The 26,230-nt window shown below is 61.6% G+C and carries 19 protein-coding genes; 10 read left to right on the top strand and 9 right to left on the bottom strand.

The window, feature by feature from the left end:
- Positions 1–82: 82 nt before the first annotated feature.
- The 3 genes from ACFOD4_RS10155 (at position 83) to glsA (ending at position 3,738) form a co-directional block, all read left to right on the top strand.
- Entirely contained in the window at positions 83–964 is an 882-nt protein-coding gene (locus tag ACFOD4_RS10155) for a LysR family transcriptional regulator (protein WP_379596115.1), read from the top strand.
- A 428-nt stretch (positions 965–1,392) separates the two neighbouring features.
- Positions 1,393–2,667 (top strand): coiled-coil domain-containing protein, encoded by a 1,275-nt coding sequence (locus ACFOD4_RS10150; RefSeq protein WP_379596113.1) that lies wholly within the window; start codon positions 1,393–1,395, stop codon positions 2,665–2,667.
- Positions 2,668–2,784: 117 nt separating this feature from the next.
- Positions 2,785–3,738: a glutaminase A gene (gene glsA / locus ACFOD4_RS10145; RefSeq protein WP_379596112.1), complete on the top strand. Its 954-nt coding sequence runs from the start codon at positions 2,785–2,787 to the stop codon at positions 3,736–3,738.
- Positions 3,739–4,592: 854 nt separating this feature from the next.
- Here glsA and ACFOD4_RS10140 read toward each other — a convergent pair.
- From ACFOD4_RS10140 to ACFOD4_RS10130, 3 genes are read right to left on the bottom strand one after another with little or no spacing between them, the layout of a single operon-like run.
- A complete protein-coding gene (locus tag ACFOD4_RS10140) occupies positions 4,593–5,366 on the bottom strand; it encodes a hypothetical protein (protein WP_379596111.1) in 774 nt (257 codons plus the stop codon).
- Between the two features lie 27 nt (positions 5,367–5,393).
- Complete coding sequence (locus tag ACFOD4_RS10135) at positions 5,394–5,807, bottom strand: DUF350 domain-containing protein (protein ID WP_379596110.1); 414 nt, start codon at positions 5,805–5,807, stop codon at positions 5,394–5,396.
- A gap of 52 nt (positions 5,808–5,859) precedes the next feature.
- Complete coding sequence (locus ACFOD4_RS10130) at positions 5,860–6,480, bottom strand: DUF2491 family protein (protein ID WP_379596109.1); 621 nt, start codon at positions 6,478–6,480, stop codon at positions 5,860–5,862.
- Between the two features lie 1,583 nt (positions 6,481–8,063).
- On the opposite strand from ACFOD4_RS10130, the gene ACFOD4_RS10125 reads away from it, so the two are divergent.
- Both ACFOD4_RS10125 and ACFOD4_RS10120 read left to right on the top strand, forming a co-directional pair.
- A complete protein-coding gene (locus ACFOD4_RS10125; RefSeq protein WP_379596108.1) occupies positions 8,064–8,822 on the top strand; it encodes an EAL domain-containing protein in 759 nt (252 codons plus the stop codon).
- A gap of 444 nt (positions 8,823–9,266) precedes the next feature.
- On the top strand, positions 9,267–11,054 hold the full coding sequence (locus ACFOD4_RS10120; RefSeq protein WP_379596106.1) for a transglycosylase domain-containing protein: 1,788 nt from the start codon (positions 9,267–9,269) through the stop codon (positions 11,052–11,054).
- A gap of 431 nt (positions 11,055–11,485) precedes the next feature.
- Here the strand turns inward: ACFOD4_RS10120 and ACFOD4_RS10115 are convergent, their stop codons facing one another.
- Entirely contained in the window at positions 11,486–11,827 is a 342-nt protein-coding gene (locus tag ACFOD4_RS10115; protein WP_379596104.1) for an NIPSNAP family protein, read from the bottom strand.
- A gap of 290 nt (positions 11,828–12,117) precedes the next feature.
- Between ACFOD4_RS10115 and ACFOD4_RS10110 the strand changes: the two genes are divergently transcribed.
- Complete coding sequence (locus tag ACFOD4_RS10110; RefSeq protein WP_379596102.1) at positions 12,118–12,780, top strand: ArsR/SmtB family transcription factor; 663 nt, start codon at positions 12,118–12,120, stop codon at positions 12,778–12,780.
- 1,161 nt (positions 12,781–13,941) lie between these two features.
- On the opposite strand, the gene ACFOD4_RS10105 is transcribed toward ACFOD4_RS10110, so the two are convergent.
- Both ACFOD4_RS10105 and ACFOD4_RS10100 read right to left on the bottom strand, forming a co-directional pair.
- A complete protein-coding gene (locus ACFOD4_RS10105; protein WP_379596100.1) occupies positions 13,942–15,156 on the bottom strand; it encodes a DUF2382 domain-containing protein in 1,215 nt (404 codons plus the stop codon).
- A 1,378-nt stretch (positions 15,157–16,534) separates the two neighbouring features.
- Positions 16,535–17,434 (bottom strand): LysR family transcriptional regulator, encoded by a 900-nt coding sequence (locus ACFOD4_RS10100; RefSeq protein ID WP_456316883.1) that lies wholly within the window; start codon positions 17,432–17,434, stop codon positions 16,535–16,537.
- Positions 17,435–17,690: 256 nt separating this feature from the next.
- On the opposite strand from ACFOD4_RS10100, the gene ACFOD4_RS10095 reads away from it, so the two are divergent.
- The gene (locus ACFOD4_RS10095) at positions 17,691–18,413 is read left to right on the top strand and encodes an oxidoreductase (protein ID WP_379596098.1); all 723 of its coding nucleotides are present in this window, start codon (positions 17,691–17,693) and stop codon (positions 18,411–18,413) included.
- A 278-nt stretch (positions 18,414–18,691) separates the two neighbouring features.
- Here the strand turns inward: ACFOD4_RS10095 and ACFOD4_RS10090 are convergent, their stop codons facing one another.
- Together ACFOD4_RS10090 and ACFOD4_RS10085 are read right to left on the bottom strand one after the other, a co-directional pair.
- Positions 18,692–19,333, bottom strand: coding sequence for a 2-hydroxychromene-2-carboxylate isomerase (locus tag ACFOD4_RS10090; RefSeq protein WP_379596096.1), 642 nt, complete (start codon positions 19,331–19,333; stop codon positions 18,692–18,694).
- 241 nt (positions 19,334–19,574) lie between these two features.
- Positions 19,575–20,045, bottom strand: coding sequence for a hypothetical protein (locus ACFOD4_RS10085; RefSeq protein ID WP_379596094.1), 471 nt, complete (start codon positions 20,043–20,045; stop codon positions 19,575–19,577).
- A 654-nt stretch (positions 20,046–20,699) separates the two neighbouring features.
- On the opposite strand from ACFOD4_RS10085, the gene ACFOD4_RS10080 reads away from it, so the two are divergent.
- Both ACFOD4_RS10080 and ACFOD4_RS10075 read left to right on the top strand, forming a co-directional pair.
- A complete protein-coding gene (locus ACFOD4_RS10080; RefSeq protein WP_379596093.1) occupies positions 20,700–20,954 on the top strand; it encodes a hypothetical protein in 255 nt (84 codons plus the stop codon).
- A 146-nt stretch (positions 20,955–21,100) separates the two neighbouring features.
- Positions 21,101–21,919 carry a Crp/Fnr family transcriptional regulator gene (locus tag ACFOD4_RS10075; RefSeq protein ID WP_379596091.1) on the top strand — a complete coding sequence of 273 codons (819 nt, stop codon included), beginning with the start codon at positions 21,101–21,103 and terminating at the stop codon, positions 21,917–21,919.
- A gap of 490 nt (positions 21,920–22,409) precedes the next feature.
- Here ACFOD4_RS10075 and ACFOD4_RS10070 read toward each other — a convergent pair whose 3' ends face one another.
- Positions 22,410–23,204, bottom strand: a complete 795-nt coding sequence (locus ACFOD4_RS10070) for a sensor histidine kinase (protein WP_379596089.1) — start codon at positions 23,202–23,204, stop codon at positions 22,410–22,412.
- 1,117 nt (positions 23,205–24,321) lie between these two features.
- On the opposite strand from ACFOD4_RS10070, the gene ACFOD4_RS10065 reads away from it, so the two are divergent.
- Entirely contained in the window at positions 24,322–25,326 is a 1,005-nt protein-coding gene (locus tag ACFOD4_RS10065; RefSeq protein ID WP_379596087.1) for a fatty acid desaturase, read from the top strand.
- The last annotated feature ends 904 nt before the right edge of the window (positions 25,327–26,230 follow it).

The following is a 26,230-nucleotide window of genomic DNA, read 5'->3' as shown; positions in this document are numbered from 1 at the left end:
TCGGTTGCGGCTACTCTCCCGCTTATGGTGTGCCGTATCGATCTCTGCTTTCGCAATGCGCTTTGCAGAAATGAAAAGCACCATGGATTGGAATGATCTGCGCTTTTTCCTGGCTGTTGCCGGTACGGGCTCCCTTTCCGGGGCCTCCGAGCAACTCGGTGTCAGCCCCTCCACCGTCTCGCGTCGGATCGGGGTGTTGGAGGCGGGGCTGCAGGTCCGCCTGTTCCGCCATCGCCCGGATGGTTACCGCCTGACCGAGGCTGGACTGAAGCTGTTGCCCGCCGCGGAACGCGCGGAAGCACAGATGCGCCTCTTCGAGCGTTGCGCGCGGGAAAAGGAGGGCGAATTGGTCGGACCCGTCCGCATTGAGGCGCCGGAACTACTAGGACAAGACATGGTGCTGCCCGCACTGGCCGGGTTCATCGAAAATCATCCGGAGATCCGGGTCGAATTGCGATCCGGCGTGCGATCGGTGCGGCTGACAGGCGAGGAAGCCGACATCGTCCTGCGTTTAATACGCCCGGAGCGAGGGCGCTATCGCCAACGCCGAGTGGGCCAAGTGAGCTTCGGTCTTTACGCCTCGCAAGCGCACATCATGCGGCATGGCACACCCAGCCGCGTTACGGAGCTGCATCAGCATCGGATCCTCGGATGGACCGATGATCTGCGCGGTCTTCTCATGGCCACTTGGCTGGACAAGCTGTGTCCCCGGTTGCAACCGGCACTGCGCCTCTCATCCCTTGGCGCGCAGCTCGTGGCGGCGCAGCAAGGATTAGGCTGGGCCGTTCTTCCGACCTTCGCAGCCAAACCCGTCGGGCTCCAAGCCGCCTCGCTCGACGCACAACAACTCGCGCCCGACCTTTGGCTGCTGATCCACGAGCAGGCCGCAGCATTGCCCCGAGTGCAGATGGCGCGAGACATCCTGCTGCGCGCCCTGCCCCGCCTGCTGAAGGAGGCCGTGTGAGATCAAGCATACAAAAGGGCCACGCTGTTCGCCTTACAGGCAATTGCCGGCCCGTTTGGGTGACTAAAATAGTTGCTGGGCAGCAGTCAGAGCATTGGCCTTTCGGGCTCAGCTTGCCCCCCCCCTCCCCTACCAACTCGGCCGACCCAGCCACCAATGCCCATAGGTGCCGCCTGGAACTCCGCGCCTCTGCGCCTCCCCCGTCACGCCGAATGAGGCTCTTGCCGCCTTTGAAGAGCTTCACAGGTACGCGGCGATTTATCCTGGAGGTCCTGGGCTGAACTTTGTTGACCGCCGCGCCGGTGGAAGCTGCAGCGTTCGCGCGAACAGAAGAGTGATCAACCAGCCCTTTTCGTAGCCGAACCTTCCCTGTGCCAATCTCCACAAGAGCCTATGTACCGCACACAGCGTCTTCGGGGGACATGATGATGGCAAACGTGCAGCGCGGCGGAAGCGGCAGCTCGCCCACCGCCGGAAGCCCACCGGGCCTTTTCGGACTATCCTGGCCGGTCATTGGCGCTGTCGGGGCGCTGCTGATCCTGCTGATACTGGGCTGGTGGCTCGCCTTGTCGCGCGGCGGGAGCCTGGAAACCGCCGAGGAGATTAATCGCGTCCAGACTACCCGGGTGGCAGCGTTGGAAAGCAGCCTGGCGCAGGAGCGGCAGGTCGCCGGTGATCTTGCCGCATTAAACAAACAGGTCGAGGCAAGCCGTACGGCAGCCGCGGCGGCCGAGACGCGGAACCGCGAACTCGCAGAGGGCATCTCACGGCTGGAGGCCCGCTTTGCCGAGCTTGGTCCGCAGATCACCGCCGCCGAGAAGCAGTTGGCTGACCTCACAGGTGCGGCAGGTGCCGCGCAAGCCAGCGTCGCGCAGTTGCGCCAGGAAGCAACGGCGGCCGAGGCTGCGACAACGCAACGCCAGGCGGCTCTGGCGCAGCTCGCTGCGCAGCAGGAGACGGCCGCGAACGCGGCGCAGCAGGCCGAGAGCCGCGTGGCTGACCTTTCAGCCGGAGCAGAGGCTGCGCAGCGGCGGCTTGCGGATCTCATCGCGGACACCGGCCGGACACAGGAAGCCCTGACGGCGCAGCAGGCGGCCATGGCGGGCGCCGAGAACCGGACGCAGTCACTTCGTCAAACGATCCTGGCCGCCGAGGCCGATCTTGTGGCGCGCCAAAACGCCATAGCCCAAGCGGAGGCACGCCTGGACGAGGTGAACACTCGCTTGGCCGCAGCGGAGCAGGGCGTCGCTGAGGCAGCGCGCCGTACCACAGAGGCTGAGGAGCGCGCGACTGTGCTGCGCACGCAGGTCAGTGAGGCCGAAGCGGCACTGGCCGGCCGACAGCAGGCGCTGGGCGAGGCGGAGCAGCGGTTAACATCGTTGCGCGACGCGGGAAGTGCCGCTGAGACCGCGCTGGCTGCCCGCCGTGCGGAAGCCGAAGCTGCAGCGGCCCGCAGCGCCGAGGCGGTCCGCAGTGTCGAGGAAGCGACCGCCCGTGTCCGGGCCCTGGAAGGTCGTGCCACGACGCTGGAGGCAGATGTTGCAACGGCAGGCGGTGGGCTGGAGCGGCTTCGTGCCGAAGCGGCTGGATTGGAGCAGCAAGTCAATGAGCGACGCCAGGCGCTCTCTTCGCTGGAAGCTGAAGTGGCCCGCCTGCGTGCCACGCCTGAAGGTCAGGGTGCAACTGGGGCGCCAAGTCGGTAGCTCCGCAGGCTCCTGGCAGGGTTCTGGAACTGAACAGTGGGGCTGCTGCTCCGTGGTCCCGCTGGTTCAGCCGCCCTTCCTCATCCATGCGAGCAGATGGCTGTCTAGGAACCAGTGGTGCAGCAGAAACCCGACGGCCGAGCCGCCTGTTCCAACGCAATGGACCTGCAGCATATCATCAGCGACATCAGCGACGAGATCGAGGCCAGTGCGGCCGAGATCGAGGCAGCAGCAAAAGCCAAGGAAGAAACGTCAGAGCCGGGCCCATTTGGTATGGCCGTGGCCACCGCTGATGCCATCCTAACGACCGGTGCCGCCGATATCGCCTTCCCGATCCAAAGCATCTCGAAGGTCCTGGCTCTCGATCTTGCACTTCGGCAACTTGGAGACCGGGTGTTCGAGCGGGTTGGCCGTGAGCCATCGGGAGATCCCTTCAATTCGGTAATCGATCTCGAAAGGACGCTCGGTGTACCGCGCAATCCGTTCATCAATGCGGGTGCGCTGGTTGTTGTCGACATGCTGGTAGCGGCGCATCCGGACGGCAACTTGGTCGTTGATTTCGTCCGTGAGCAACTGGCCGGGCGAGCCACGTCGCTTGACGATGCGGTGCTTAATGAGGATGGCCACCTCAATCAGGCGATGCTCAGCTTCATGAAGCATCATGGCAATCTTCATTCATCCATCAAACACGTCATGGATGCATACAGCAAACAGTGTGCGATTTCGGTCGACTGCGCCGGTCTGGCGCTTGCCGGACGGTTCTTGACCCGGACACGTCTGGACCCAGACGTCGACAGCGAGATGAAGCGGGCGCAGCGTATAAGGAGCGTTCTCGCGCTGATGATGACATGTGGCCACTATGACGGGTCCGGGGACTTCGCCGTCCGCGTCGGCCTGCCTGCCAAGAGCGGTGTCGGCGGCGGCATCCTGGCCATCGCCCCGGAACAGGCATCGATTGCAGTCTGGTCACCGAACCTTGACAGTCATGGCAACTCCATTCTCGGTGTGCGCGCATTGGAGATGCTATCGATGCGGACCGGCTGGTCAGTATTCGGTCCTCTCGGGTCTTAACACGCCGTTCGATCACGGAAATAGCCGCATCTCGAAGACGAATGAGGCTCCAGGGATCTTAAAGCGGGCCTCGTAACTGCTCGCTGACGGCGGCGGCAAGATGGACGACAGCCAGAAACGAGCACCTTAAGGAGCCGGAGAAATGTAGCGATGTATCCCTTCACCAGCGATCCGTGGGCTCCTCCACAGCAGGCGTCGAACCCCGTAGGTGGTGGAGAAGCGAAGCCGGCTCCCTCGCGCGCAAGCTGGATTATGAAGGCTTGGTCTCAGTCACGCGCTTCTACCCCGGTCCACATGCCCAGTCCGTTGTCCGTAACGCCAATCATGACGTATCGAATTGCTTGCTTGTCGCAATGGTGGGCTCCTCCACGTCGAGGCTAAAATTGGCAGTCTCAACGGCCAGCCTCCAGCGGAGCACCGTGGTATCACCGACTTCGATCCAGGGATGTGTTCTCCCACAGGTTGAGATCACAGAGGGTCGGATGCGGCTATGCCCTGAATGCTGAATCCCAAGGCCTGCAGAGCAAGCTCCTCATGCCGGGCACAGGATCACTGCACCTTGTCAGTTTCGGCCTTATTGGCTGGATTGTGCCGTCGTAGCCTGCCACAGCATCATATCGCTCGGGAGCCGCCCCCTGCAGCTGCGGCCGATGCTATGCTCCGCGACCTGCAGCACTATGCATCGGCGCTGGGCTGGAGCGCCAACTACGAGGCGCCAGCCTCACTGCCCCAGGTGGCTAGTGATGCATCACCGTCAACGGCGCTGGGCCTGCTTCGGCCCGAAAGACGAGCAGCAACGCAGCCCGCCTGCAGAACATCAGGAAGGGATGTGGGACATGACGCTGAACCATCCATCAGCTCTGCTTCTGCCGTATCGCCGCCAAGCGGTCCTTGAGCGCCGTCGGCACTGGTGCCCGACCTGCGGCGGCATGCAAGGCCGCAGCGATGTTCGGGTCTTCCTGCTCTGGCTGTGTGGGCGTGAGCAGCTTGGCCTTCGCGTTGGCAGCCTCCGCTTGTGCCAGGTCTCGCGCAGCGGCATCCTGCATGGCTTTTAGTGCCACGCTCAACCCGGTGGTGGCACTCGAAAGGCCGGCCGCCTGCCGTGCGGCCTCTGCACGCCGCTCCGCCGCCTCGCGCTGCATGTCGGCACGGCCCATATCCCGCTGCGCGCGCGACAGTTCGGCCCGGGCCGTCTTCAGCTTGGTGCCGGCCTGCTCATAGGTCTGCTGTAGCGTGTTCAGGAAATCCTGCGCATCGGCGGCGTCCTGCTTCTCACGCTCGACTTCAGTCGCCATCTCCTCCAGCATGGTCAGGAGCGTGCCGAGGGAGCGTTCCAGCTCGGCCTTCTTTGCCGGATCAGTTTCTGTTTCTGCACGGCCCTGCAACTGCTCGGCAGCGGCGAGGCGCTGCTGCGACAGGGCCTGGATCGTATCAGCCTCGCGCTTCTCGCGTTCGAAAGACTGACGGGCCTCGGCCACCTGAAGGCCGAGCCCGTCGAGATGCTGCTCCATGGTCCGAAGCTCGGCTTCCGTGGCGGATTGCGGATCCCAGCGGACAATAGCCTCGACGGCATTGTTGATGGCCTGATCGGTCTTCACACCGACCATGTTGCGAATAAAAGCGAGCATGGCATTCTCCTGTTCGGTAGCCTGAAGTCAGCCGGCCATGGCGCCGGCATTGAGCAAAGCCACGGCGATCTGGATACCCGCAAGCATCCATGCCGCGGCGACGTTGCCGCCCTCGATCATGTCGCGCAGGCCACGGATCACCGCCGTAGCAGCAAAAAATGCGAGAAGTTGCAGGACAAGCGCCACCAGTCCCCAGATCAGTATGTCCAGAGTCAGCCGACTGGTCGCCAATGTCGCCGCCAGCGGTAGGGCCAGGGCGATCAGCGTACCCGCCAACACGATCCCCGCCGCGGCATTGCCTTCACGGATCAAGCGTACCTCATGGAACGGCGTGAGGAGCATGTAAACCGCAACCCCCAGAGCCAGAAGCGCGAGCGTAAGCGCGAATTGGATGGCCAGCACGGGCAGCCCGGCCTGAAGTGCTTCGAGGATCACGTCCATGGCTGTCGCTTCGTCCTTCGTTGTAGGGTCCGGCGCCGCCGACCATGAACGGTCAGGCCAGCGACAGCGAGGCAGGATTCACGTCAAGGCCGGCACGGATCTCGACCCAGGCCTGCCCCGCATCTTCCACCGCCGAGACGAGGATGTACTCGGTCTGGGGCGCCGGAACATCGAGGTTGGTCGGAGCGCCGTAAAGCATGGCCTGGTGGTGGACAGTGCGGCCTCCGCCGGCGCCCTCCACCTCCTCCTGCAGAGCCCTCGGCTGAACCCGTGCCGGGCCAGGGGACCAGATTCGGGCATAGACCTTTCCGTCACGGGTCTGAAATTCTGACCAACCTATCATTCCTTCCACGGGATCGAGCCATACGCCCCATTCCGCCTCATCGGCAGGGGTCACCTCGTCGAGCGGTGCGAAGTAGCGGCACTCATCCGGCTCGTTCCCTGGACCGAGGTGGAGCTGGAGCATCGCGCGGTCGCCTGGCAAGTAAAGGCGCACCAATCCGCCAGCGGCATCCCCCCCGATCCGGCCGACCTCCTCCACGCTCACCCGCCCGCCAATGCCTGCTGGCTGAGTAACGTGCGTGGCACCGGCCGCCAGGAGGAAGGGCGTCGGGTCCAGCGTCATAGTCATGCCGACCCGAAAGCGCGATGGAGCATACTCTTTGCCCGACATCTTGTGGCGAAGCATTCCCGCGGCGCTTTCGATTGCCGTTCGTGATCCCACACGCCTTCCTCCGCCTCCACTTGCCGGCTGTCCGTTTGATCTTGAGCGACGCCAAGCCAATACGGTTATTGCCGCACCACCCAGCAGGACAACGCCGAACACCGAAGCAGGACTGCCGCCCCCCTCCTCTGGGGTCGTGCTGGGTGTACGGCGGTCGGCCGGCGACGGGATTTCGCGGCCTGTTGCCACTTCGGCCGGGACACCAGGGGGCAGGTAATTTGGATCACGAGGCTGGTTCGCGCCCTCGGCGACGCGACGATCCAGTTCATCCAGCTGGCGGCGGATCTCGGCATCGCCCGTGGCTTGCCGCTCAGCTTCTTGGCGCCATTCGCGATAACCCGGGTCGTCGCGATGATTGCGGAAGAAGTCTGAGTGGCCTGGTTGGTTCAAGGAGCTGAGCATGAACCACAAGAAGGCCGCGTCCCACATTCCGAAGGAGCGAGGTCCGCTCAGAACAGAGCCTGGCACGGACCAGCCCCGGTCCCGGTACCAGCCGCCGGAGCTGCCGGTTGGAGCCATGCCGCCGGGGTATCTGTATCCACCACCCGCGGGCGGAAGCGGACGCTGGGGCCCGGGTGCAGGCAGTCGCTGCTGCGCGGAGGGAACCGGGGTAGGAAGCTGGCTTTCACGCATCCGGCGCAGCGCATCCGCGGCCTGAGAGCGGCTGTAGCCGCGGTCACCAGCCGAGGCTCCGCTGCTATAGGGTGTTGCGGGGCCACTGGACCTCGGCAGGGCGTAACCGCCGGACGATGGTGTGCGTGGCCGGTAAGACCGACTGGCGCCTCCGACCGAAGGCGTGCGGTAGGAACCGCCTGGACGGGAATACCCACCGCTCGATCGCGGCCGCGCCTCCGCGGAAGTGGTGCCAGCAAGGACGATGGCCGACGTCGCCAGGGTCGTCGGCAGCAGTGGCATCATGACCGGTCCCTGCAGCAACAGGACGAGGATGGCAGCTGGTCGTCGTCCAAACATTGGCAAACAGATTCCTACCCATACGCATCTGGGGTCGAAGCAACCCAAGCCCGTCTGTGCCGGCCAAACGGCCATGCTAGCTTTCATGATGGGATCGGTGGAGAAACGGCCGATCCCTGGGAAGGATGCCAGCACTTCGCCTGACCGGCCACTAAACTGCGCATTCGCACGATCATGTTCCAACGCCACGAGGCAGTTACCGAATTGGAACGGCGCTCCTGGGTTCGGTCTGCCGCTCCTCTGCACCATGAAATCGAAATTCAGAAAATAGAGCGGTTGCGCGGTCGAGACGCCTCGCAAAGGTGTTGACGAGCGTCATCCTTGCCGCAGTTGCGAGTCTTCAACTGAGCGCGCAGGGGCAAGAATGGTCCACCTGTTCTGTGCGCCGCAGGGTGCCTTCTATGGCAACGGGTCTTCTTACTCCTGCCGATGTGCTTCACCTGACGTCAGGCAAGCGTTGGATTAAGGCACAGATAATCATGCACGGCGTTGCACGACCTCTTTGGAACGAGGCATAATGTACCTCTGGAACTGAGATCGCGAACGGGCACAGGTACGTCATGTCGAACCGACCAAACGCCTGCCCGGGGTGCCAGCAAGAACAGTTTGCTTACCCTTTTACAATGGCGTTCCAGCCGATCGTTGATCTGCGGGAAAATCGGATCGATGCCCACGAAGCCTTGGTGCGGGGACCGGCCGGCGAAAGCGCGGCGGCAGTGCTGGCGCAGCTTGACGCGCAGAACCTTTATGCCTTCGACCAGGCCTGTCGGGTAAAAGCTATCGAACTGGCGGCTCGCCTGAAGATGGACAATCGGCTTAACATTAACTTCCTGCCGAACGCCGTCTATCAGCCGAAGGCTTGCATCCGTCAAACCCTAAGCGCGGCTGCGCGAACCGGATTCCCTTTAGATCGTCTGACCTTCGAGTTCACCGAGGGCGAGCAGATTTCTGATGAACGGCATCTCCTCTCCATCATTGAAGAGTATCGCCGTCATGGCTTCAAGATCGCCCTGGACGACTTCGCAACGGGCTATTCCGGCCTTGCGAGGCTTGCCGATCTGCGACCGGACATCATCAAGCTAGACCGTGCACTGGTTAAGGATTGCGACACCGATAAGATGCGGCTGTCGATCATCACCAGCATGGTTGCCTTGGGGACAGACGTCGGGATCAAGGTCGTTGCCGAAGGGATCGAGCGGAGTGAGGAGGTCGACGCACTGCGGGCAGTGGGTGTTCGCTTTATGCAGGGCTTCTATTTTGCCAGGCCGCTCTTCGAAGGGCTTGTGGGCGTTGATACCATCCGGTGGCCTGCGGGCTGATCCTTGATGTGCAAGGTCAGTTGCGCTCAGCAACGATCAAGAAGGATAGAGAGCGCATAGGGCGATCTCCGCCCGTCCATCTGGCCCGGTGGACTCACCTGTTAGCGAAGAGGTCACGGCTCACGAGCAACACCGCTGGGCGCCGGACATCAACGTCAGGACGGGCAGCATCGCGGATTGTGGCCAGAGCGATGACAGGCAGAGGGCCGTCTGGATCATGATGCGCGACCGCCCGCTTACCGTCACGGCGTGCCAAGTAGGGCCGCTCAACGGCGTCAATCCCGTCGAACCAGCTGACAGGCTCACTCGGCTGAAGTATGGCTGTTAGCGGGCGTCAAGAAGCATTCAGCCACCGATCATATGCTCGCCCTTGCGTAGCGCCGCATTTTGTTAGCTGTTGCTGGAACGGCCCTGGTGTACCAGAAGGGATGCACCGGCCAACCCATGTCCATTGACTCCGTTCTTGATCGCCGAAGTTTCCTTGCCCTGCTCGGCTTGGCGGCCGGAGCTCCTCGCAGCTCTGAAGCACTGGAGCTTGCCGATGCAGATCGGCTGATCACTGATAATCGCGAAGACGGTGTGCGGCTGCTCAGTGCAAGAGGGGAATTTATAGGTGCACGCGGGGCATACTATGGCCCGCCGGTGCCATTTGCCCAACTTCCCGGGCATCTGATCAGCGCGTTGGTCGCCAGTGAGGACCGCAGATTCTATGAGCACTGGGGGCTGGATCCCAGAGCGATGGCCCGTGCTGTCTGGTCAACGCTGACCGGCCGCACCCAAGGTGGCAGCACGCTCACCCAACAGGCCATCAAAGAGATCTACCTCAAGGAACACAGTCCCATTGTGCGGAAGCTGCTGGAAGAGCCAGTGCTCGCACCGATCCTGGAACTGAACCTGAGCAAGGACGAGATCCTGTTCGTGTACCTCAACAGGGTGTTCTTTGGCGGCAACGCATACGGCATCGAGGCTGCTGCGCGCGTCTACTTCAACAAGTATGCGCGTAATCTGAGTATACTGGAGTCCGCCATGATGGTCGGGCTACTCCCTGCGCCAAATCGGTACAACCCGCATCGCAATCTCGAGGTTTCGCGAGATCGGGGCCTCCGAGTCATCGAGCAGATGGTGGACGCCGGCTATCTTTCTCGGAAGGCCGCTGATCGTGCCAAACGGGAGGATCTCAATGTGGCTCCCTCGCGATCCGCCTGGGGAGGTGTTTACCCTCGCGGAACCCAAATTGGGTGGTTTGCGCGCTGGGCCGAGAAGGAAGCCAATGCCAACTCTGTCGCCCCTGCATGGCAAGGCACGAGAACCATAACCACGACTCTGGATCTGCGCATCCAGGCCGTGGTTGAGAGGCACCTACAGCAAGCTTTGCGCCGCTATGCACGAACAAACCGCATCGAAGAGGGAGCGGCGGTCGTCATGCGGTACGATGGCGCTGTGATGGCGCTTGTCGGTGGGCATGATTACAAGGAGAAGGAGTGGGATCATGCCACGCAGGCCAGGAGGCAGCCAGGATCCGTCGCCAAGCTGTTCGTTTATCTGGCCGCGCTTCAGGAAGGCAGCAACTCTGACACGAGGATCAGCGACGCCGAGTTGACACTGGGCGGTCGCCCCGTCAGGAACTTCGATGATCGATATCTCGATGAGATTCCTCTTGCTGCCGCATTGGAGAAGTCATCCAACACTGCGGCGGTTCGATTGGCCGTGCAGCATGGTGATCGAACTCGTGAACTGATCAAGGCAATGAACATCGGAGATCATGCGGACGGCGAGGCTGGCGATCTGGCACTGGGTACATACGAGGCCACGCTGGTGGATCTGACGGCGGCTTTTGCCAGCATTGCCAACCGCGGCAGGATGGTCATTCCCTATTCGGTGCAGCGGGTCCAAGATTCAACAGGCGCCGAGTCACTGACGCGCGTACGGCCGCCAACTTCAGAGATCAAGCAAGTCGTTGCGTCGCGAGACGCTGATGCCATGCGACAGATGCTCTCAGGTGTTGTTCAGCGAGGGACCGGCAAGGCGGCAGATCCTGGATTCTGGGCAGCAGGCAAAACTGGTACAACCACTGGCAACCGCGATGCTTGGTTCATCGGCTTCACCGAGCATTACGTGGCTGGTATCTGGCTTGGTAACAGCGACAACAAACCCATGTTGGGCGTGTCAGGTGGTGGTTTGCCGGCCCAGATTTGGCGCGCGGTTATGATGGACGCAGCCAGAGGTTCCTAACCCCGCGGTAACTGCCATCCGAATCATGCCGATGCCGCATGTCCAAGCTGAAGTTTTTCGGTCTCCCGCCCGCCTTCGTACCCGGGTTTCAGAGGTGCGCAACCCGACTGGCCGCCGCCGCCTGATCCCGATCGTTCAAGCCGTAATCGCGTTTCACGGCCACGACGCGCAGGCGATAGTCGCGAAAAATGTCACTACGTCCCTTTGCTTAAATCGCGCGGCGGACAGTGCGCTCTCACCACGTCCGCACGGCCTTCTCATCCCTCCAGAACGACAACGGCAGGAGCTTCGCGGGCTCGCCGAGGCTGCGAAAGCGCTCTACCGGCAGAGGAATCCGTCAATGGTAGAGAGATCCTCTCTTAAGGCTGCGGCGAGGTCGAGATAGTCCTGCGTCTGATCCTCGGCGGGCCAAACCTCGAAGATGACTGCGATCATTGCTCTGGCTCACCTGCGACGAGTGGACCGTGCGGATCAGACATGAGGCGCAGGAAAGCCCTGTCCTCCTTCCGGATGAAGTGCTCGCGCCTGGCAAAGGCGTAGTTCTCACGACCCAGCGGATCTTCGCGTAGCCGAGCCCGATAGGCTTCGTAAGCCGCCAGACTCTCGACATGGTAAACCCCGTATGCGGTTGTGGCCGACCCTTCATATCGACCGAAATGGCCGACAAGATCGGCCCCGCTGCACGGAATGGCCTGCCCCCATCTCTGCGCGTATCCGGCAAATGCGTCCGAACGGAAAGGATCGATCTGGTAGCGAATGAAGCAGGTGATCATCGGTTCTGGCCTCTGGTCGAGTACGTCCAGCCATAGGCGAGAAGGCCGTCCTTTTGCTTCGAGCGGGACCGAAGCATTCGCGCATCCGCTGCCCCATGCATGGGGCGGACCGACACGCCGCAGCGGAACCGGGCCTTATGCCGTATGCCCGAGGGTCTCAGCCGGCCTTCCGCAGAAGGTGGGGATCCATCTCCCGCAGGTGTCGGCGGTTGGCGAGTAGGCGAAACCACGGGCCCAGTGCCCCCCCCCTGTTTCGGCTCAATGAAGAGGGCGGATGGCCTGGGCTGCCCGTGCCGGCGCTGATGAACGGTTGGGCGCTGACGGCGAAGGAGCTGGCGGAGGTTGCCGGAGTGACGGCGCAGACGACCAGCGGCCACTTGGCGCAGCTTACCGGGGCGGGGCTGCTGGCGATGGAGCGGCAGGGACGACACCGCTACCATCGGCTGGCCTCGCCCGCCGTGGCGCAGATGCTGGAAAGCATCATGTCGGTGACCACTGGCGACCTTGTGGCTGTTAGCCGAGCTAAGGTGACCAGGGTGGGACCCAGAGACTTGGCGCTGCGCCGCGCACGAACCTGCTACGACCACCTGGCGGGGCAGATCGCCGTCGCCATGGCAGACCGGATGATTGAACGCAGCCAAATCGAGTTGTCGCCGGATGGCGGCGTCCTCACCGAGGAGGGCGTGGGCTTTCTGCGGGGGCTGGGGTTAGACCTGGACGCGATCTCGGCACGCGCGGCCCGGCGCGGCGGCGGTCGGGTGTTCTGCCGTCCTTGCTGGGATTGGAGCGAGCGGCGGCTACACATCGCTGGAGCCCTTGGTGCAGCGCTTTGCACCGCCTGCTTCGAGCAAGGCTGGATGCGGCGGATTGAAGGAACGCGTGCGGTAGCGATGACTTCTAAGGGGAAGCTGGTCCTTAGCGGATCATTCAACTTCCGCGATGCTTTCGATTGATTGCGCAGCAGCTCCGGGGCGGCACACATGGGCTGAATTTCTGTGCGACGTCCGCTTCTCCATAGGGAGATGTCATCAGTGATCGTTCCGCCTTTGGCCAAACCCCACCGAGTTCCACAACCAGGACCTTCATAGCAAGGACCAGGAAAGCCGCTGCCGATACTCGATTATGGCGCATTGAATGGAAGATCACCGCCTCGACCGACCACCTGAGGCAGCAGGAGAGGGCCGCGATCCGTGAGTTCATCCGCCCCTCTTTCAAGGCAGAACCCGCATGGCACAGCCCCAAACTTTGGCAGCCTCTACGGACGTCCTCAGCCCTCCGGCACGGAACGCCAATCCCGCGAGGTGACAAGGTGGGAGAAGACACGCTTTCACCACTAGCAATTCCGGGCACCTTGTCCTGCGGTTCCGCCTACAGGCAATCCGGCAACAGACCCATGGCACAGCCTTCGGTGAAGTCATCCGGCTGTGCTGGAGCCCGATCAATCCAACAGCTTGCCGCAGGGCTTCATGCCTGCCCCGACTAGCGTTGAGGGCCGCTCTCTCCTATGCTTCTGGGAAAGCGGAGGGCGTTCTTGTGCCTGAACGACGTGAACTTTATCGCAGCCCCAACGGTGACACCTGGTTCCTGGGACGTGAGCCGCAGAATGGCTACGCATTCATTATTCATCAGCCGAACGGGCCATCCGGTGGGCGTTTGTCCCACATCGAGCTTGGCGCATTTCTGAACACCGAAGCCAGAGGCCCGGAACATCAGGCCCTTTTGCGGCTCATCGGAACTCTGGTCGACGTCCCTCCGTACGCGGACCGTACCTGATAACGAAGGGCGCCCTGCGGAGGAGCCGGTGGGCCGTTCCTACCAGAGCGCCCCGGCAGTTATGCTGGTGTTCAGGGCGAGGATAGCACCGACAAGACGCTTCGCGGAGTGCGGTAACCTGCCGGAGGAACCCCGCTAGCGGAGCTTCGCGTCGCGGTCGCGTCGCTCCTGCGCCTGGATCGTCACTTCCTCGGAGATGCTGGCAAGTGTTGCTTCCAACGCAGGCGAGGAAATCTGCCGAGCCGGCCGCCGCGGCCGGTGTTCCGATCCAGCCTCTTCCACCGGTGCAGCAGCGTGTGTCGCCTGCGTAGGCATGCTCACTGCGGTCAACGTTCCGGACTTTACCTTGCGGCGCTGACAGGGCGAGGCGCCCGAGCGGTCCGCTTCCTCCCCGCCTGCTCGATCTCGACCTCATCGTGGCGAACTGTTTCTGTCACGGTTTCAACGCGCTGGGTCCGCTCAGTCCGGACGACGACCTCTTCGCGCAGGCGCATCCGCTTGCCGATCGTGGGCACCTCCTCCGTTTCAACAACTTCAACGGTCACCTCCGTCAGGATCTCTCCTGTCACCTCGTCGCTGACCGGACGGCGCCGTTCCACGACGACCTTTTCGCTTTGCAGACTGATCTGCCGCTCAACAGGTGTCTCGACCACGAAGCGGTGGACCCGCACGGTGCCGCGGTTCTCGGTCCGCTTGCCGACCTCCAGAACCTCCTCGCCGAGCGGAATGACCTCCTCCATGCCGGAAGGACCGCGTGACGCATTGGTCAAGATGGATGGCTGCGACGTGCCCTGCATGGCACCCATCCAAGGCCACATGAACATGTTGGTGAGCGTGGCGGTCTGCGCCTGAGCGCGCTTGCGGAGGTCGGCTCCTGGCGGGACTGCCGGTAGACGCGCCACCTCTTCAGCGGCCTTCGTTGCAACGGAAACCGGCTTGAGGGCTGCGTCAATGATCCGGTCGGCGTCGGCGCGGGTGCGTTGTTCAGCAGCTTCCCGCTCTCGCTCCGCAGCGGCCGCCTGCTGGGTCCTCAACTCGGCCTGACGAGTCAGGAATTGAGCCTCTTCCCGCTCCTGCCTTGCCTTTGCACGACGTTGCTCCGCTTCATCCTGCTTGGCTTGCTCGGCCTCCGCGTGGCCAGCTTCCATCTTCTCGGTCACATCCTGCACCTGTTCTTCACTCAGCGCCCTCTCCACTGCGGGCAGCATTTCCTTCTTCTCGTCGCGGGCATGCTGGCGAAACGCCTTCTGCAGATCGGCCAGCTTCTCAGAGAACGCCTGATCGTTCTTGGGGGCGGCCTCGAGCTCGGCCAGCTTTGCGCGAAGCTCCTTGTTGTCACGGACGGCGTCGGCGACGAGGTGCTTGGTCTCAGCGTTCTTCCGGAGAAGCGGGAACAGGTGCTGTTCCTCGAGGCTGGTATGGACCTCGAGCTCAGCCTTGAGCTCAGAGAACAGCTTTTCCCTGGTTTTCACCGCACCATCCGATGTTTCTGCCAGACGGGCAAACAATTCGATAGCTTTGGCAGGGCTGCTTTGCATCATCGTTTTAAAATTCACTGACATAATCCTGATTTACTATTATCGTAATTATCCCATCTCACCCCTGAATAATATCCACGTTACCGGCATGTCTAAATAGAGACTGGTTATTCTGCCTCCTTCAACCAGGATAATGAAAATGAAGAAGGGCGATATTGGCTGAAGCCTATCGCGCTTTGACATGCCCCCTCTAAGGCGAGCCGCCGACCATGTGAAATTGGCAAGGTGCGCACACAGATGGAGAACCGCTCACGATGGTCGCAGGGGGCGCGGCTTTCCGCTTGGGCGGAACATCTGCACCAGCGACAACGACGCGGTTACAGGGATGCTGCCGGAGGTAAGCGCCAGGCGATTTGATGCAGGCGGCAGTCAGATGGGCAGGTGCGCACCCCCGTCCCGCCCTACCAGCTACCCCTGCCGAGATCGACCTGCGCCAGAACTGCTTCCCCGTCCTAGCTGCACTCGTTCGACTTCGCCCTGCGGCGGCACACACTTCTTGTGCAGATAGATTGCCCCCGTTTCTTGTGCAGATAGATTGCCCCCGTTCTCTAAGCGCTATGGGGGTCTTGAGCTGGCCCCGCCTGTCACCTCCGCAAGGTCCTCCGGCGGCGGCGGTAGCATCATCCAGCAATCAGGATGAAGCTCCAGCATCTCAGTTGGGTTGGCGGGATCAAGAGACAGGACACCATCAGCGCACGCCACCCAGCGATCATAAGACCAAAGAGCAATGGCGTAGCTCGCGTTACCTTCTGAATTCAGGCAAACCAGAATGGCCGTTCGATCCCGCGGAGCTATGTCCATGGCGAGCCACTTCGTCAAACTTTGTCTCCTTAGGAGAACCGCAGTCTGCTTCATCTGGAACTGCGCAGCCACTAGGCGCTCAGATCGTCAAAGCAACAAGAGCTATCAAGGGAATCAGCCTAATTTGCCGGTGCTCGTGTCACAGGCTGGATCGCGGCACGACACTGAAGATAATCCTCACCTTCGTAAGGGAGAGGGTTTGCAGCCCGTGAGCATATTGACGGCCGATGTCGCTCCGCACTTCACAGGCTGCACGGCAAATTTGTAGTGGCGGATCAGGGAGGGCAGTTGAAGATCGCTTCCTTCACTGCATGGTTCGGCAGAGAAACACGTCACCGCCGTCGCTGTACGAACTTCACTTAAAGATCGCCCCCTTCTGCGGCCACGGGATGCCCAGCCTCGGGACCCTGTACTTCCTGATGCTTGCATTGACGATACCCCTTTCGGAGCCAATCGCGGGCCAGCTCGGCAGGATCATTGGCCCTGCGACGTGCGGCTGTCGAACAACGTGCTTTTCGTCTTGGTAACCGGGGATCTGAAAAGGCCAGATCATGCCGCGCTGCGGGCCCACAACACCGCACGTCGCCAGTATCGGCTAAGTTTTCGTCTGCCGAACGAAGTCGATAAAGGCCCGGAGCGGCGCCGGCACCAGCCGCCGCCCGGGATAATAGAGGAAGGGGCCGGAAAAGGCCTGCCACCACGGTTCCAGGATCGGCTCCAGCTTGCCTTCGTCGAGGTAGGGCCGGAGCCAGTCCTCAAAAAGGTAGATGATCCCTGTACCTGCCACGGCCGCCTCCACCGCCAAGTCGGTGGCGGCTCCGATTCCTACCAGCAGGGGCCCTCTGGGCTCCACCCGCACCGCTTCACCGTCGTGCTCGAACTCCCAGATCATCATCGCGCCGCTGCTGAAACGACCCTTCAGACAGGCATGGCCGAGCAACTCGCGCGGGTGCTCTGGTCGACCATGGCGGCACAAATAGGCCGGCGAAGCAGCCAGGGCGTAGCGCTGCACCCGGGGTCCGATCGGCACGGCGATCATGTCCTGCTCCAGCCGCTCATCGTAGCGGATGCCGGCATCGCAGCCGGCACCCACCAGGTCGACGAAGCTATCCTCGGCTGTGACCTCCAGCTGGATCTCTGGATAGGCAGCCAGGAAGGCCGGCACGATGCGCGGCAGCACCAGCCGCGCCGCACTGACCGGCACGTTCAGCCGCAGCGTGCCCGCCGGCCGGTCGCGGAACAGGTTCATTACGTCGAGGGCCGCCTCCACCTCGCCCAGCGCAGGTGCGATCCGTTCAAGCAGCCGCGCCCCGGCCTCAGTCGGCACCGCACTGCGGGTGGTCCGGTTCAACAGGCGGACACCGAGCCTCGTCTCAAGCCGGCGCACCGCATCGCTGACGCCCGAGGGGCTGGCGCCCAGCCTCCGCGCCGCGTCACGGAAGCCGCCCGTCCTTGCCACGGCAAGAAAGGCGTTCAGGTCGTTCAGATCCGCCACCACTGTCCGCCATCCCGCACAGCCCGTGAAGATTGTGCCCGATTATCGCGATACGACCCAAGCGCTAGATCGGCTTCGTTCCACAGGAGAACCATCATGACCCGCATCGATCGCGCCGGTACCTTCCGCCTGGGAAGCCGCGAGGTGAACCGCCTTGGATATGGCGCCATGCAACTCGCCGGCCCCGGCGTCTTCGGCCCGCCCCGCGACCGTCACGCGGGGTTGGCCGTGCTGCACGAGGCCGTCGCAGCCGGGGGTGAACCACATCGACACCAGCGATTTCTATGGCCCGCACGTCACAAACCAGCTGATCCGGGAGGCGCTCTCGCCCTACCCTGACAACCTTGCCCTGGTGACCAAGATCGGCGCCATGCGGGACGACAAGGCCGCTTGGCTGCCGGCCATCGGCGCGGCGGAGCTGGCCCAGGCGGTGGAGAGCAATCTGCGCAATCTTGGCCTGGACATACTGGAGGTGGTCAATCTTCGTGTCATGTTCGACGTGCATGGCCCGGCCGAAGGCTCCATCGAGGCGCCACTGACTGCGCTCGCCGAACTGCAGCGCCAAGGCAAGCTGCGCCATATCGGCCTCAGCAACGTCACCGCCGCTCAGGTCGCGCAGGGCCGGAGTATCTGCGACATTGTCTGCGTGCAGAACCAGTACAACCTGGTGCATCGCGGCGACGACGCGCTGATCGACGAACTGGCGCGGCGGGGCATCGCCTATGTGCCCTTCTTCCCGCTGGGCGGCTTCAATCCGTTGCAATCCTCGGCGCTGTCTGCCGCGGCACAGTACCTGGGCGCCACGCCGATGCAGGTGGCGCTGGCCTGGCTGGTGCGTCGCTCACCCAACATCCTGCTGATCCCCGGCACCTCTTCGCTTGCCCATCTTCGCGAGAATCTTGCGGCGGCTGATCTACAACTGCCGGACGAGATCATGCCCGTGCTGGATCGGATTGCTACGGATTGCACAATCGGCTGACCAGGCGCGTCATCCACAGCGGATGGTAGCAGCGTAGATAATCCGCGTCGGACCGGGTGTCGGAAACTGTAGGACCGCCGCTGGCAAAAACCTCGCTGGCAACATGGGCAACCGCGGCGACTGGGAGCTGGTTCGCAGGCCTTCTCTGCCACATCGATGCCGAGACGCTCTATTCTGACAAGGGAGAGCCCGACCCACTACATCCTCACCATCGCGTTCTTACGATCATCGCTGTGGAAGATGCTGCACGGTCAGGCACATGCGGGAAGTGCAAAACGTTACCGGGGTTCTGCATCAGCTCTGGTGCGGACCTTACCCACTTCGCTCAATCGGCGCTCCAGGAACTCCAGCCGGTCCTGCCCCCAAAAGATGTCTTCGCCAATAACGTAACTTGGTGCGCCGAAGACGCCCCGGGCAAGCGCCGACTGTGTGTCGAGCACTCGCTGCTCTGCCCATCGCTCCTGTGCAGCCAGCGCCAGCAAGGACGTGGCGCTGAGACCGACCTCACCAATGAGCGTTGCGAGAACCTCCCGTTCGCCAGGGTCGCGCTCCTCCTCCCAGAGGGCTCTCAGCACGCGGTGCGCCAGGGCGACGGCCGGACCATCTCCGATGGTCTCGCGTGCGGCAATGACGCACCGGGCGGCGAGCCCCTCATCGGACGGAAAGAAGCGAGGCCGAAGGTGGATGGAGATGCCCAGGTGGTCGCGCCACCGGGCCAGCTCCTGCAGCCGGTAGGCTTGGCGCTGGGGTGATCTTTTGGGGAGCGGCAGTCCGCCCGAGGCGGAAAAGATGGTGCTGAATGCTACGGGATAGATCCTCAACGTAGCACCGTGACGTGTCACCATCGCTTCCAGCCGTGCAGCTCCCAAATGGGTCCAGGGCGAGTTCAGCGAGACGAAGTAGTCAATGTGCGAGCTCACGGTCGTTTCTCCTCATCCAGGCCGTGCAGCAGTCTTGCCGCTGCGCCGGATAGAGCCTTCGAGGCTCGCCATGAGCGCGACTGCTCCCTCCAAGGGGTCGGTAGACCTGATGCCAGGACCAGTCAAACCGCACCCCTCATACGGACTGCTGTACGAGAGCGGCCGTTTCGTGCAGCAGCAAGGCACGAATGCCGGCTTGCTCCTAGTCCTGGTCGACCTCCATCCTTGCAGATCGCGCAGCCTAGCTCCCGAGATGCCGCTCAGCCGCGCGGACCAGGTTTGTGGCCGTCTGCTTGACCCAGGGTCGCCAGCCCGGGGACGGCACGCCCCGCCGGGTCAACTCGGCGGCAATGGCGTCGTAGGTAGCGCCTTCCCGCCGCAAGCGCAGCACGAGCGGGCCGGCCTCCTGCACGAGCCGCAAGGTCCAGGGCCGAGAACCAAAGGGTTTGCGAGGGCCGTCCCGGCCGGTTGGTGCGGCATCACCACCGCCCCCCACCGGACCTGGGCTTTGCCTTAGCCAGTGCAGAACGTCCTCTTCCGCCAGCGGACGGCCCTCACGCGTCTTCGCGCATAGTAGCTCCGCATACTCGGCTTGGCGCTGCCTCGGGACGTTGACGAGTGTGGCGGCTTCACCGAAGCGAGCGCGGTAAGCCTGCAAGGCCCGCATCAATGGCGTCATTCGCGGAAAGGCGCTGCCGTCAGGCTGGCTCATGGTCCGCTCCACTCGATCCAACACCGCCTGCTCGCCCTCGGGCCCAGCCCGTGCAGCGCCTGCATCCGTCCAGAACGGTGTTGGCACCAGAGCCATGATCAAAACACGCGGAGTAGGCCACTAGGGCATCGATCACATCCTCCTCCAGTGGCTGCGGTCCAGCCGCTATGCGCTCCGGGCTCCACTGCTGCCGATGCCGCGCATCCTAGATCACCTCCGGCGAGGAAGGACTGGGCATCTCGCGCCCTCTTCCGTCCGTGTAGCGAAAGAGGTTGGCATCCAAGGATAAGGCGCTGCTCATGAGGGCAATGTCGCTTGCCATTGGAGGAGATGCCGCTAATCCATATTAGGGTTTGTTCTGAGTTCATAGAAAGTTGTAGCTGCACCGTGGGAGAACCACTGCCGTTGAACTTTTGCTGTTCCATTCCTTGAAGAACCTTCAGGCTCAGCAACACGATGCGGTGCATCGGCTTAGATGACCGCCCAGCATGCGATGCGACGTTCCCATGGCCTCCGCAACCCCATTGGTTGCTCCCTGCATTCCCAGCACCTCGGGCGATGTCGCTGATTCAGATACTTGGCTCTGTTGCATGAGATTCGCGGATACTGATCTACGTTCGCCCCTTTCAGGGTGCCACAGCGCTATGCTGCTGGATGACCTTCACCCCTGATCCTCACGGCCAAGCTGCTTTCATGCTGTGCGAGGCGCTTGCCCTTCTCCTGGTCGAGAACGGCATCATCGCCAAGGAACAGTTGACGCAAGCGCTTGCTGGCATCGTCGAAGTCAAACAGGAGGTCGCGGGCCGGACTGAAGATGTTGTGGTCAGCGTGGCATCGATCGGCCTACTCCGGATCGTCGCCCTGAGCATCGCTGCAGCCTCAGCCAGCGAACCGGCGCCTGATGCGTGACGCTGGCAAAAGAGACCGTGTTCCTTCTGAGTGTGCGATGCCTTGCGTGACCTGCTGTTGTAAATTGTGTAACATGGTACCTCCTGCGGCACTTCGGTAAGCCCACTCGCCGTCCGCAAAGCATCTTCGTCCAAAGGAAACAGCGTATGGTGCCTGCTGCCCAGAACTCCGACTCGCATCAGGCCGATGGTCCTCTCAGCAGCAATCCTTTGATCCGCAAGCTGTCCAACTTCGTTCCGCTGTCGGTCTCCGACCGGCAGATCTTGGATGATCTGGCCCAACCGGAAGAACAGTTTGCCATCGACGTCGACATCGCAGCCGAAGGCGCGGTGCCGCGATCCGTCTTTCTGCTCAAGGAAGGCATCGCAATGCGCTATCGCGACCTACCCGATGGCGGACGGCAGATCATGACCTTCCTGATTCCGGGCGATCTGTGCGACATGCACGTCTTTCTGCTCAAGGAGATGGACCACTCTATCGGCACGATTACGCCCGTGCGAGTGGCACCTATTTCCCGTGAGAGCATCATGGGATTGTTCGGAACCCATCCAAGGATTTCCGCCGCCTTGTGGTGGAGCTCCCTGCAGGAGGAAGCAATGCTGCGAGAGCGGATTGTCTCACTCGGTCGTCGCGACGCACGGGGCCGAGTTGCGTATCTGCTCTGTGAGTTGTTGTGGCGGCACGCCGCGGTGGGACTGACTTTCGGCGACGTGTTCAAGTTGCCACTAACGCAGACAGAGCTGGGTGACACGCTCGGGCTGACGCCGGTACACGTCAACCGAGTCCTTAAGGGCTTTCGAGAGCAGGGCCTCATCTCGATCAGTCAGAAGATGCTCAGCCTGCTGAACGTCGACAGACTTCAGTCGATAGCGGGCTTCAACAGCAGTTACCTTCATCTCGGCGGAGCATCGGCCGAGATCGTCCGCTACTTCAATGCTTTGGAGGGACGATCAGCAAAACCATGAGTGTGCAGCACCATGGTAATGCTCACCCAGTGGTCAGGCAGGGGCTGATCAGCGTCTGCCATAGGATCGTCAAGCGCTTTGGCCAATGACGCTGCGGGCTGAGCCAGGAGGACACGAAGCCTCTTCACCTCGAGGATGTGCGGAACTCTGCACCACTGCATACGCTTGTTGGATGATGCGACGCATCCAACAAGGCGCATTGGGTGAAATCAGGAGCGTGCAACGCCGTTCATCGTTGTAGAGGTGCGCCACCTAAACCCTAGACCCTCTATGATGCCATCTGGCAAGCCAAGGTCGTGACTTTCCAAGATCATGGAGTAGAGGCTCGATCATCAGCCCTTCACGCCAACGCTTCTTCGCCAGATAAGGCCTGAGACGATGCTAGCAGCAAGCTTTCCTGAACCCTATGCATGGCTTCGGAACACCGTTCATGCTTTCCACCATTAGGAAGTTCCTGCGGGCAGTTCGTACCAGGCCACTTCAGATCGGACTATCTGTCGGCGGTGAGCGGCATCCGAATACGACAATTCACCCCATGCGGCGCAAACTCGAGTTGCGCGGTGCCGCCAAGCTCGTAAGCCAATCCGAACTCCAGAAGGTGCGAGCCAAAGCCGCGGCGCTCTGGTGCTTCAACAGTCGGCCCATTGCGCTCCTGCCAAATAATTGCGACGGCGGGTGCTTCATCCTTAGCCGGTTGCTCGAACTGCCATTCCACAGCAACCCGTCCCTCAGGAATTGATAACGCCCCGTATTTGACAGCATTGGTGGTCAGTTCGTGGAAGGCAAGACCCAGCGCAGGCACGTGACGCGGCGACAGATGTACTGTCGGCCCGATCACAGAAGTCCGCGCGAGGGCATCATCATAAGGCTGCAAACATCGCCCTACCACCTCGGTCAATGGCACTCCGTCGGGATGGTGCGGACCTAGAAGCTCATGCGACCGGGCCAGGGCAAGCAACCGGGCTTCAAAGCACTCGCGAAATGCTTCTCCGGTGTCGCCACGCCGAGCAGACTGCTTCGCCAACGCGGCGATAGTAGAAAAGGTGTTCTTCAACCGGTGTTCCACCTCGGCCAGACGGAACTGCGCTTGATCCGCCGATCTCTGAGCTTCAAGCCGCAGGGTCTGGTTGAGGCCTTCGAGCGTGGCGATGTAGGCTTCTGCCTGATGGGCATCGCGTGGTGCCACGGTTGAGATTGCTCCTGGAGAGGATGGATGCGGGATCAGTTGCCAGACTCCGTCCAGGCAGCAGAAGAAGCTCGCGTCTGAGGGGAAGGCGCTGTTCATGGCGACACCCTCGCTCACCCTCGGCTGAGATGCCGCTAATCCAGATCAATCTTTGTTCGTTAGCCGTAAGAAATCTTTCGGTATGCCGCGGATGTGAAGCATCGCCGGGGCGCAGTTTGCTGTGTAAGCAACAAGAACCTTCTGGCGGCAAAGTATGTGGTACAAGGGATAAAGGCTGATGGTTAGCTCGGAACGAAATCCAGTTTAACGACCATCTGCACTACGCACGCTAAACATCATCGGGTGCGTCGGCCCCGGCATCCGCATAGGTTCATGATGTCCTCCCTTAACTTGCGGCACCTCGGGCGGTGCCGCACTCTTCTGGTGATCTGAGCCTGTCGACCGAGGGGCGCCGCTGACCAACATTCAGCGGCAGCTGATGTAGAAAAGCACTGCCTTTACGAAGCAGAGGCGGAGAAGGCATGGATGTGGCGGTCGTAACGCATGGCGAAGCGGGATGCGTCACCGGATATGCTCAATGGATCTCCGATGCAGTGCCGCAGTTTGTGCTGCTCCCGGATCGAAGGTCACGCGATCCACGGCTTGATGCCGCCGGCCAAAGGGGGACCGGATGAAGCCGTTGCTGTTATAGCCGAGCACCGATCCGGTCACGTCCGGAAGGCAAGGAGTCGAGCATCAGCGCTGCGCCGGTGTGGTCACTCCTCCAACCCTCCAGTCCGCAGCATGATCTCTGGACAGTCTCACCTAAACCAGGCGTGAAGCATAGATTCAGGTCCGATTGGATGCCTCAGCGACCCGGATGAACCTTTGAGGATGCAGTAAACACGCCAGACAGCCGTAGTGACTGAAATGGTTGTTGAGCACATGCTAGGAACCGTTGTCGATGGGAGCATTGTACCAGCGCTGGACGTCTGCGGCTTGCACGGATAACGCCAATGCTGACACCTCGTCATCGGCTCCTGGTGCAGCATGCAAGAGTGAGGCACAGAACGGAGTTTGCTGGATCTCCGCCTTGCGCTCCGGAGCAGATGGCTTTGGCGACACCTCTCGGCATGTCATCACAACAGCTATATCGAATCTGACCTTGTTCCGGGGCTCAGGGGCAACAACAGATGGGCTTGGTGGTTAAAGCATGAACCTCTGTCGGAACCCGCCTATGCAATCCACCGCCGCGCAGTGGAGCCAGCGGCTTGCACCTTATATGGGTGCAGACCACCGCCGCAGCATTGGGCAACTCGTCCTTAGTTTGACGTTGTTCGTGGCCAGCGTCACCGCCGGCCACGTCGCCCACGCCTTCTACGGAATGGCGAGTCTGCCATTCTCATTCCTGGCTGGTTTGCTCATCGTTCGCCTGTTCGTGATCCAACACGACTGCGGACACCGGTCCTTCTTTCGCAATACGACGGCCTGTGACTGGACAGGGCGTGTGCTGTCGCTGTTCACGCTAACACCTTATGGATACTGGCGCCGTGACCACAACAAGCACCACGCCACGTCAGGTGATCTCGACCGTCGAGGCTCCGGCGACGTCGATACGTTAACGGTGCGCGAGTATAATGGCTCAGGCTGGCGAGCAAAGCTCCAATACCGGCTTTATCGGCATCCTGTCGTCCTTCTCGGTTTCGGACCGGCGTGGCAATTTCTGCTGCGTTACCGGTTGCCTATAGGACTAGGGAAAGTCCAGCGTGGCCGCATGGTGGGTAGCATCCTTCTGCACAATGCAGCGCTTATGGCATTTTTCTGCGGGTTGGCCTGGTTCTTGGGACCGGTGGCTGTCGCTACGGTCTGGCTTCCAGCCGTCATGGCCGCCAGCACGGTTGGCGTGTGGCTGTTCTATGTTCAGCATCAGTTTGAGGGAACTTACTGGGAGCGACATATGGAATGGTCGTTCGTAGATGCCGCATTATCCGGCTGCTCGTATTACCGCCTGCCAAGATGGATGCATTGGCTCACCGGTAACATCGGATACCACCACATCCATCATCTTAGTAGTCGGATCCCGAACTATCGGTTGGCCAGCGTGTTTGCGGAGGTGCCTGAGTTGAGGGAAGCACCTAGCATTGGGCTCATAGAAAGCCTTCGTTGTGCTCAGCTCGCCCTGTGGTGCGAGGATAGACGCAGACTGGTCAGCTTCCGAGACGCCCGTGCCAGTCAAGCCTGACCGGGCCCTTGCTCGCCCTCTTCGGATTCGTTGGCCACTTCGAAGGTTCTCGCGGTCGGCTGATGCGTTTTCTGCGAAGGTTTCGCTGGGAAACACCCGCGGATCGGTCACATACCTGTGAGGGACCACGTCCATGCTGACGTGGGCCAACTCTTCAGAGACGTCTTGGCCACGCTTTCTGTCGTGAATCAGGCAGCGCCTGCACGTCAGTTAATCAAAGCTCCTCTGAAGTATCCAGCGGCGTAGCAGAACTTGGCCTCGCCTTCTTCCGCTAGTTGCGGGTCAGATCTGACGGTCAGCGGTGTCCTTCGGACCTTGGCTGCGGTGTATGCAACGCGCCTTTGTGCACTTCCGATCGCACTGCGCCCCGATGGACGTTGGCTTACTTGAGATGGCTCTATTGTTGCGCACAACCTGTCGCATAGCTCAGATACTCTGCTGTGCTAGACGTCGAAAAGCCTCTGACACAGCCTGAAAAGCGTCTGCACTTCCGCCAACGTCCGGGTGCACCCTCTTCGCAGCATGGCGATAAGCGAGGCGTAGATCGGCCGCGGAAGAGGGCATTCGATCAAGGCCTAAAGTTGTTAGGTCGAGGCTCATCGATGCAGCTGCCCTGCGGGACCAGAACGCAGTTGGCACGAGCAGCATCCAGGTATCGCTTACCGATCTCGTCGCCAAAACGAGAAGCTCAGCATTCCATCGCGCCAGGATGAGGTAGGTGTAAAACATCACAGGCGTTAACGCACGGAGCCCAGTTCGGTAACAGATCGATCAGATTTATGATTTTGGGCGAATGTCTTTAGAGGCTGTTATGGACCAGCGGGTTGGTAACGATCAGGCTGTTGGACATGAGTGCCCGCAAGCCGTACCCGTCTGATGTATCTGATGACGAATGGGCGCTGGT

Origin of the sequence: Teichococcus globiformis (assembly GCF_042646265.1) — a bacterium.
GTDB lineage: Bacteria > Pseudomonadota > Alphaproteobacteria > Acetobacterales > Acetobacteraceae > Pseudoroseomonas > Pseudoroseomonas globiformis.
Note: the sequence above shows the minus strand (reverse complement) of the source record. Positions and strands in the feature narration are given on the sequence as shown.

Excerpts from the sequence above, each read along its gene's own strand:
- ACFOD4_RS10140 (WP_379596111.1), bottom strand. The coding sequence starts at position 5,366 with ATGCTCGCTTTTATTCGCAACATGGTCGGTGTGAAGACCGATCAGGCC.
- ACFOD4_RS10070 (WP_379596089.1), bottom strand. The coding sequence starts at position 23,204 with ATGAACAGCGCCTTCCCCTCAGACGCGAGCTTCTTCTGCTGCCTGGAC.
- ACFOD4_RS10080 (WP_379596093.1), top strand. The coding sequence starts at position 20,700 with ATGACCTTCACCCCTGATCCTCACGGCCAAGCTGCTTTCATGCTGTGC.
- ACFOD4_RS10150 (WP_379596113.1), top strand. The coding sequence starts at position 1,393 with ATGGCAAACGTGCAGCGCGGCGGAAGCGGCAGCTCGCCCACCGCCGGA.
- ACFOD4_RS10085 (WP_379596094.1), bottom strand. The coding sequence starts at position 20,045 with ATGAGCCAGCCTGACGGCAGCGCCTTTCCGCGAATGACGCCATTGATG.
- ACFOD4_RS10115 (WP_379596104.1), bottom strand. The coding sequence starts at position 11,827 with ATGATCACCTGCTTCATTCGCTACCAGATCGATCCTTTCCGTTCGGAC.
- ACFOD4_RS10125 (WP_379596108.1), top strand. The coding sequence starts at position 8,064 with ATGTCGAACCGACCAAACGCCTGCCCGGGGTGCCAGCAAGAACAGTTT.
- ACFOD4_RS10065 (WP_379596087.1), top strand. The coding sequence starts at position 24,322 with ATGCAATCCACCGCCGCGCAGTGGAGCCAGCGGCTTGCACCTTATATG.
- ACFOD4_RS10130 (WP_379596109.1), bottom strand. The coding sequence starts at position 6,480 with ATGTCGGGCAAAGAGTATGCTCCATCGCGCTTTCGGGTCGGCATGACT.
- ACFOD4_RS10120 (WP_379596106.1), top strand. The coding sequence starts at position 9,267 with ATGTCCATTGACTCCGTTCTTGATCGCCGAAGTTTCCTTGCCCTGCTC.
- ACFOD4_RS10135 (WP_379596110.1), bottom strand. The coding sequence starts at position 5,807 with ATGGACGTGATCCTCGAAGCACTTCAGGCCGGGCTGCCCGTGCTGGCC.
- ACFOD4_RS10075 (WP_379596091.1), top strand. The coding sequence starts at position 21,101 with ATGGTGCCTGCTGCCCAGAACTCCGACTCGCATCAGGCCGATGGTCCT.
- ACFOD4_RS10155 (WP_379596115.1), top strand. The coding sequence starts at position 83 with ATGGATTGGAATGATCTGCGCTTTTTCCTGGCTGTTGCCGGTACGGGC.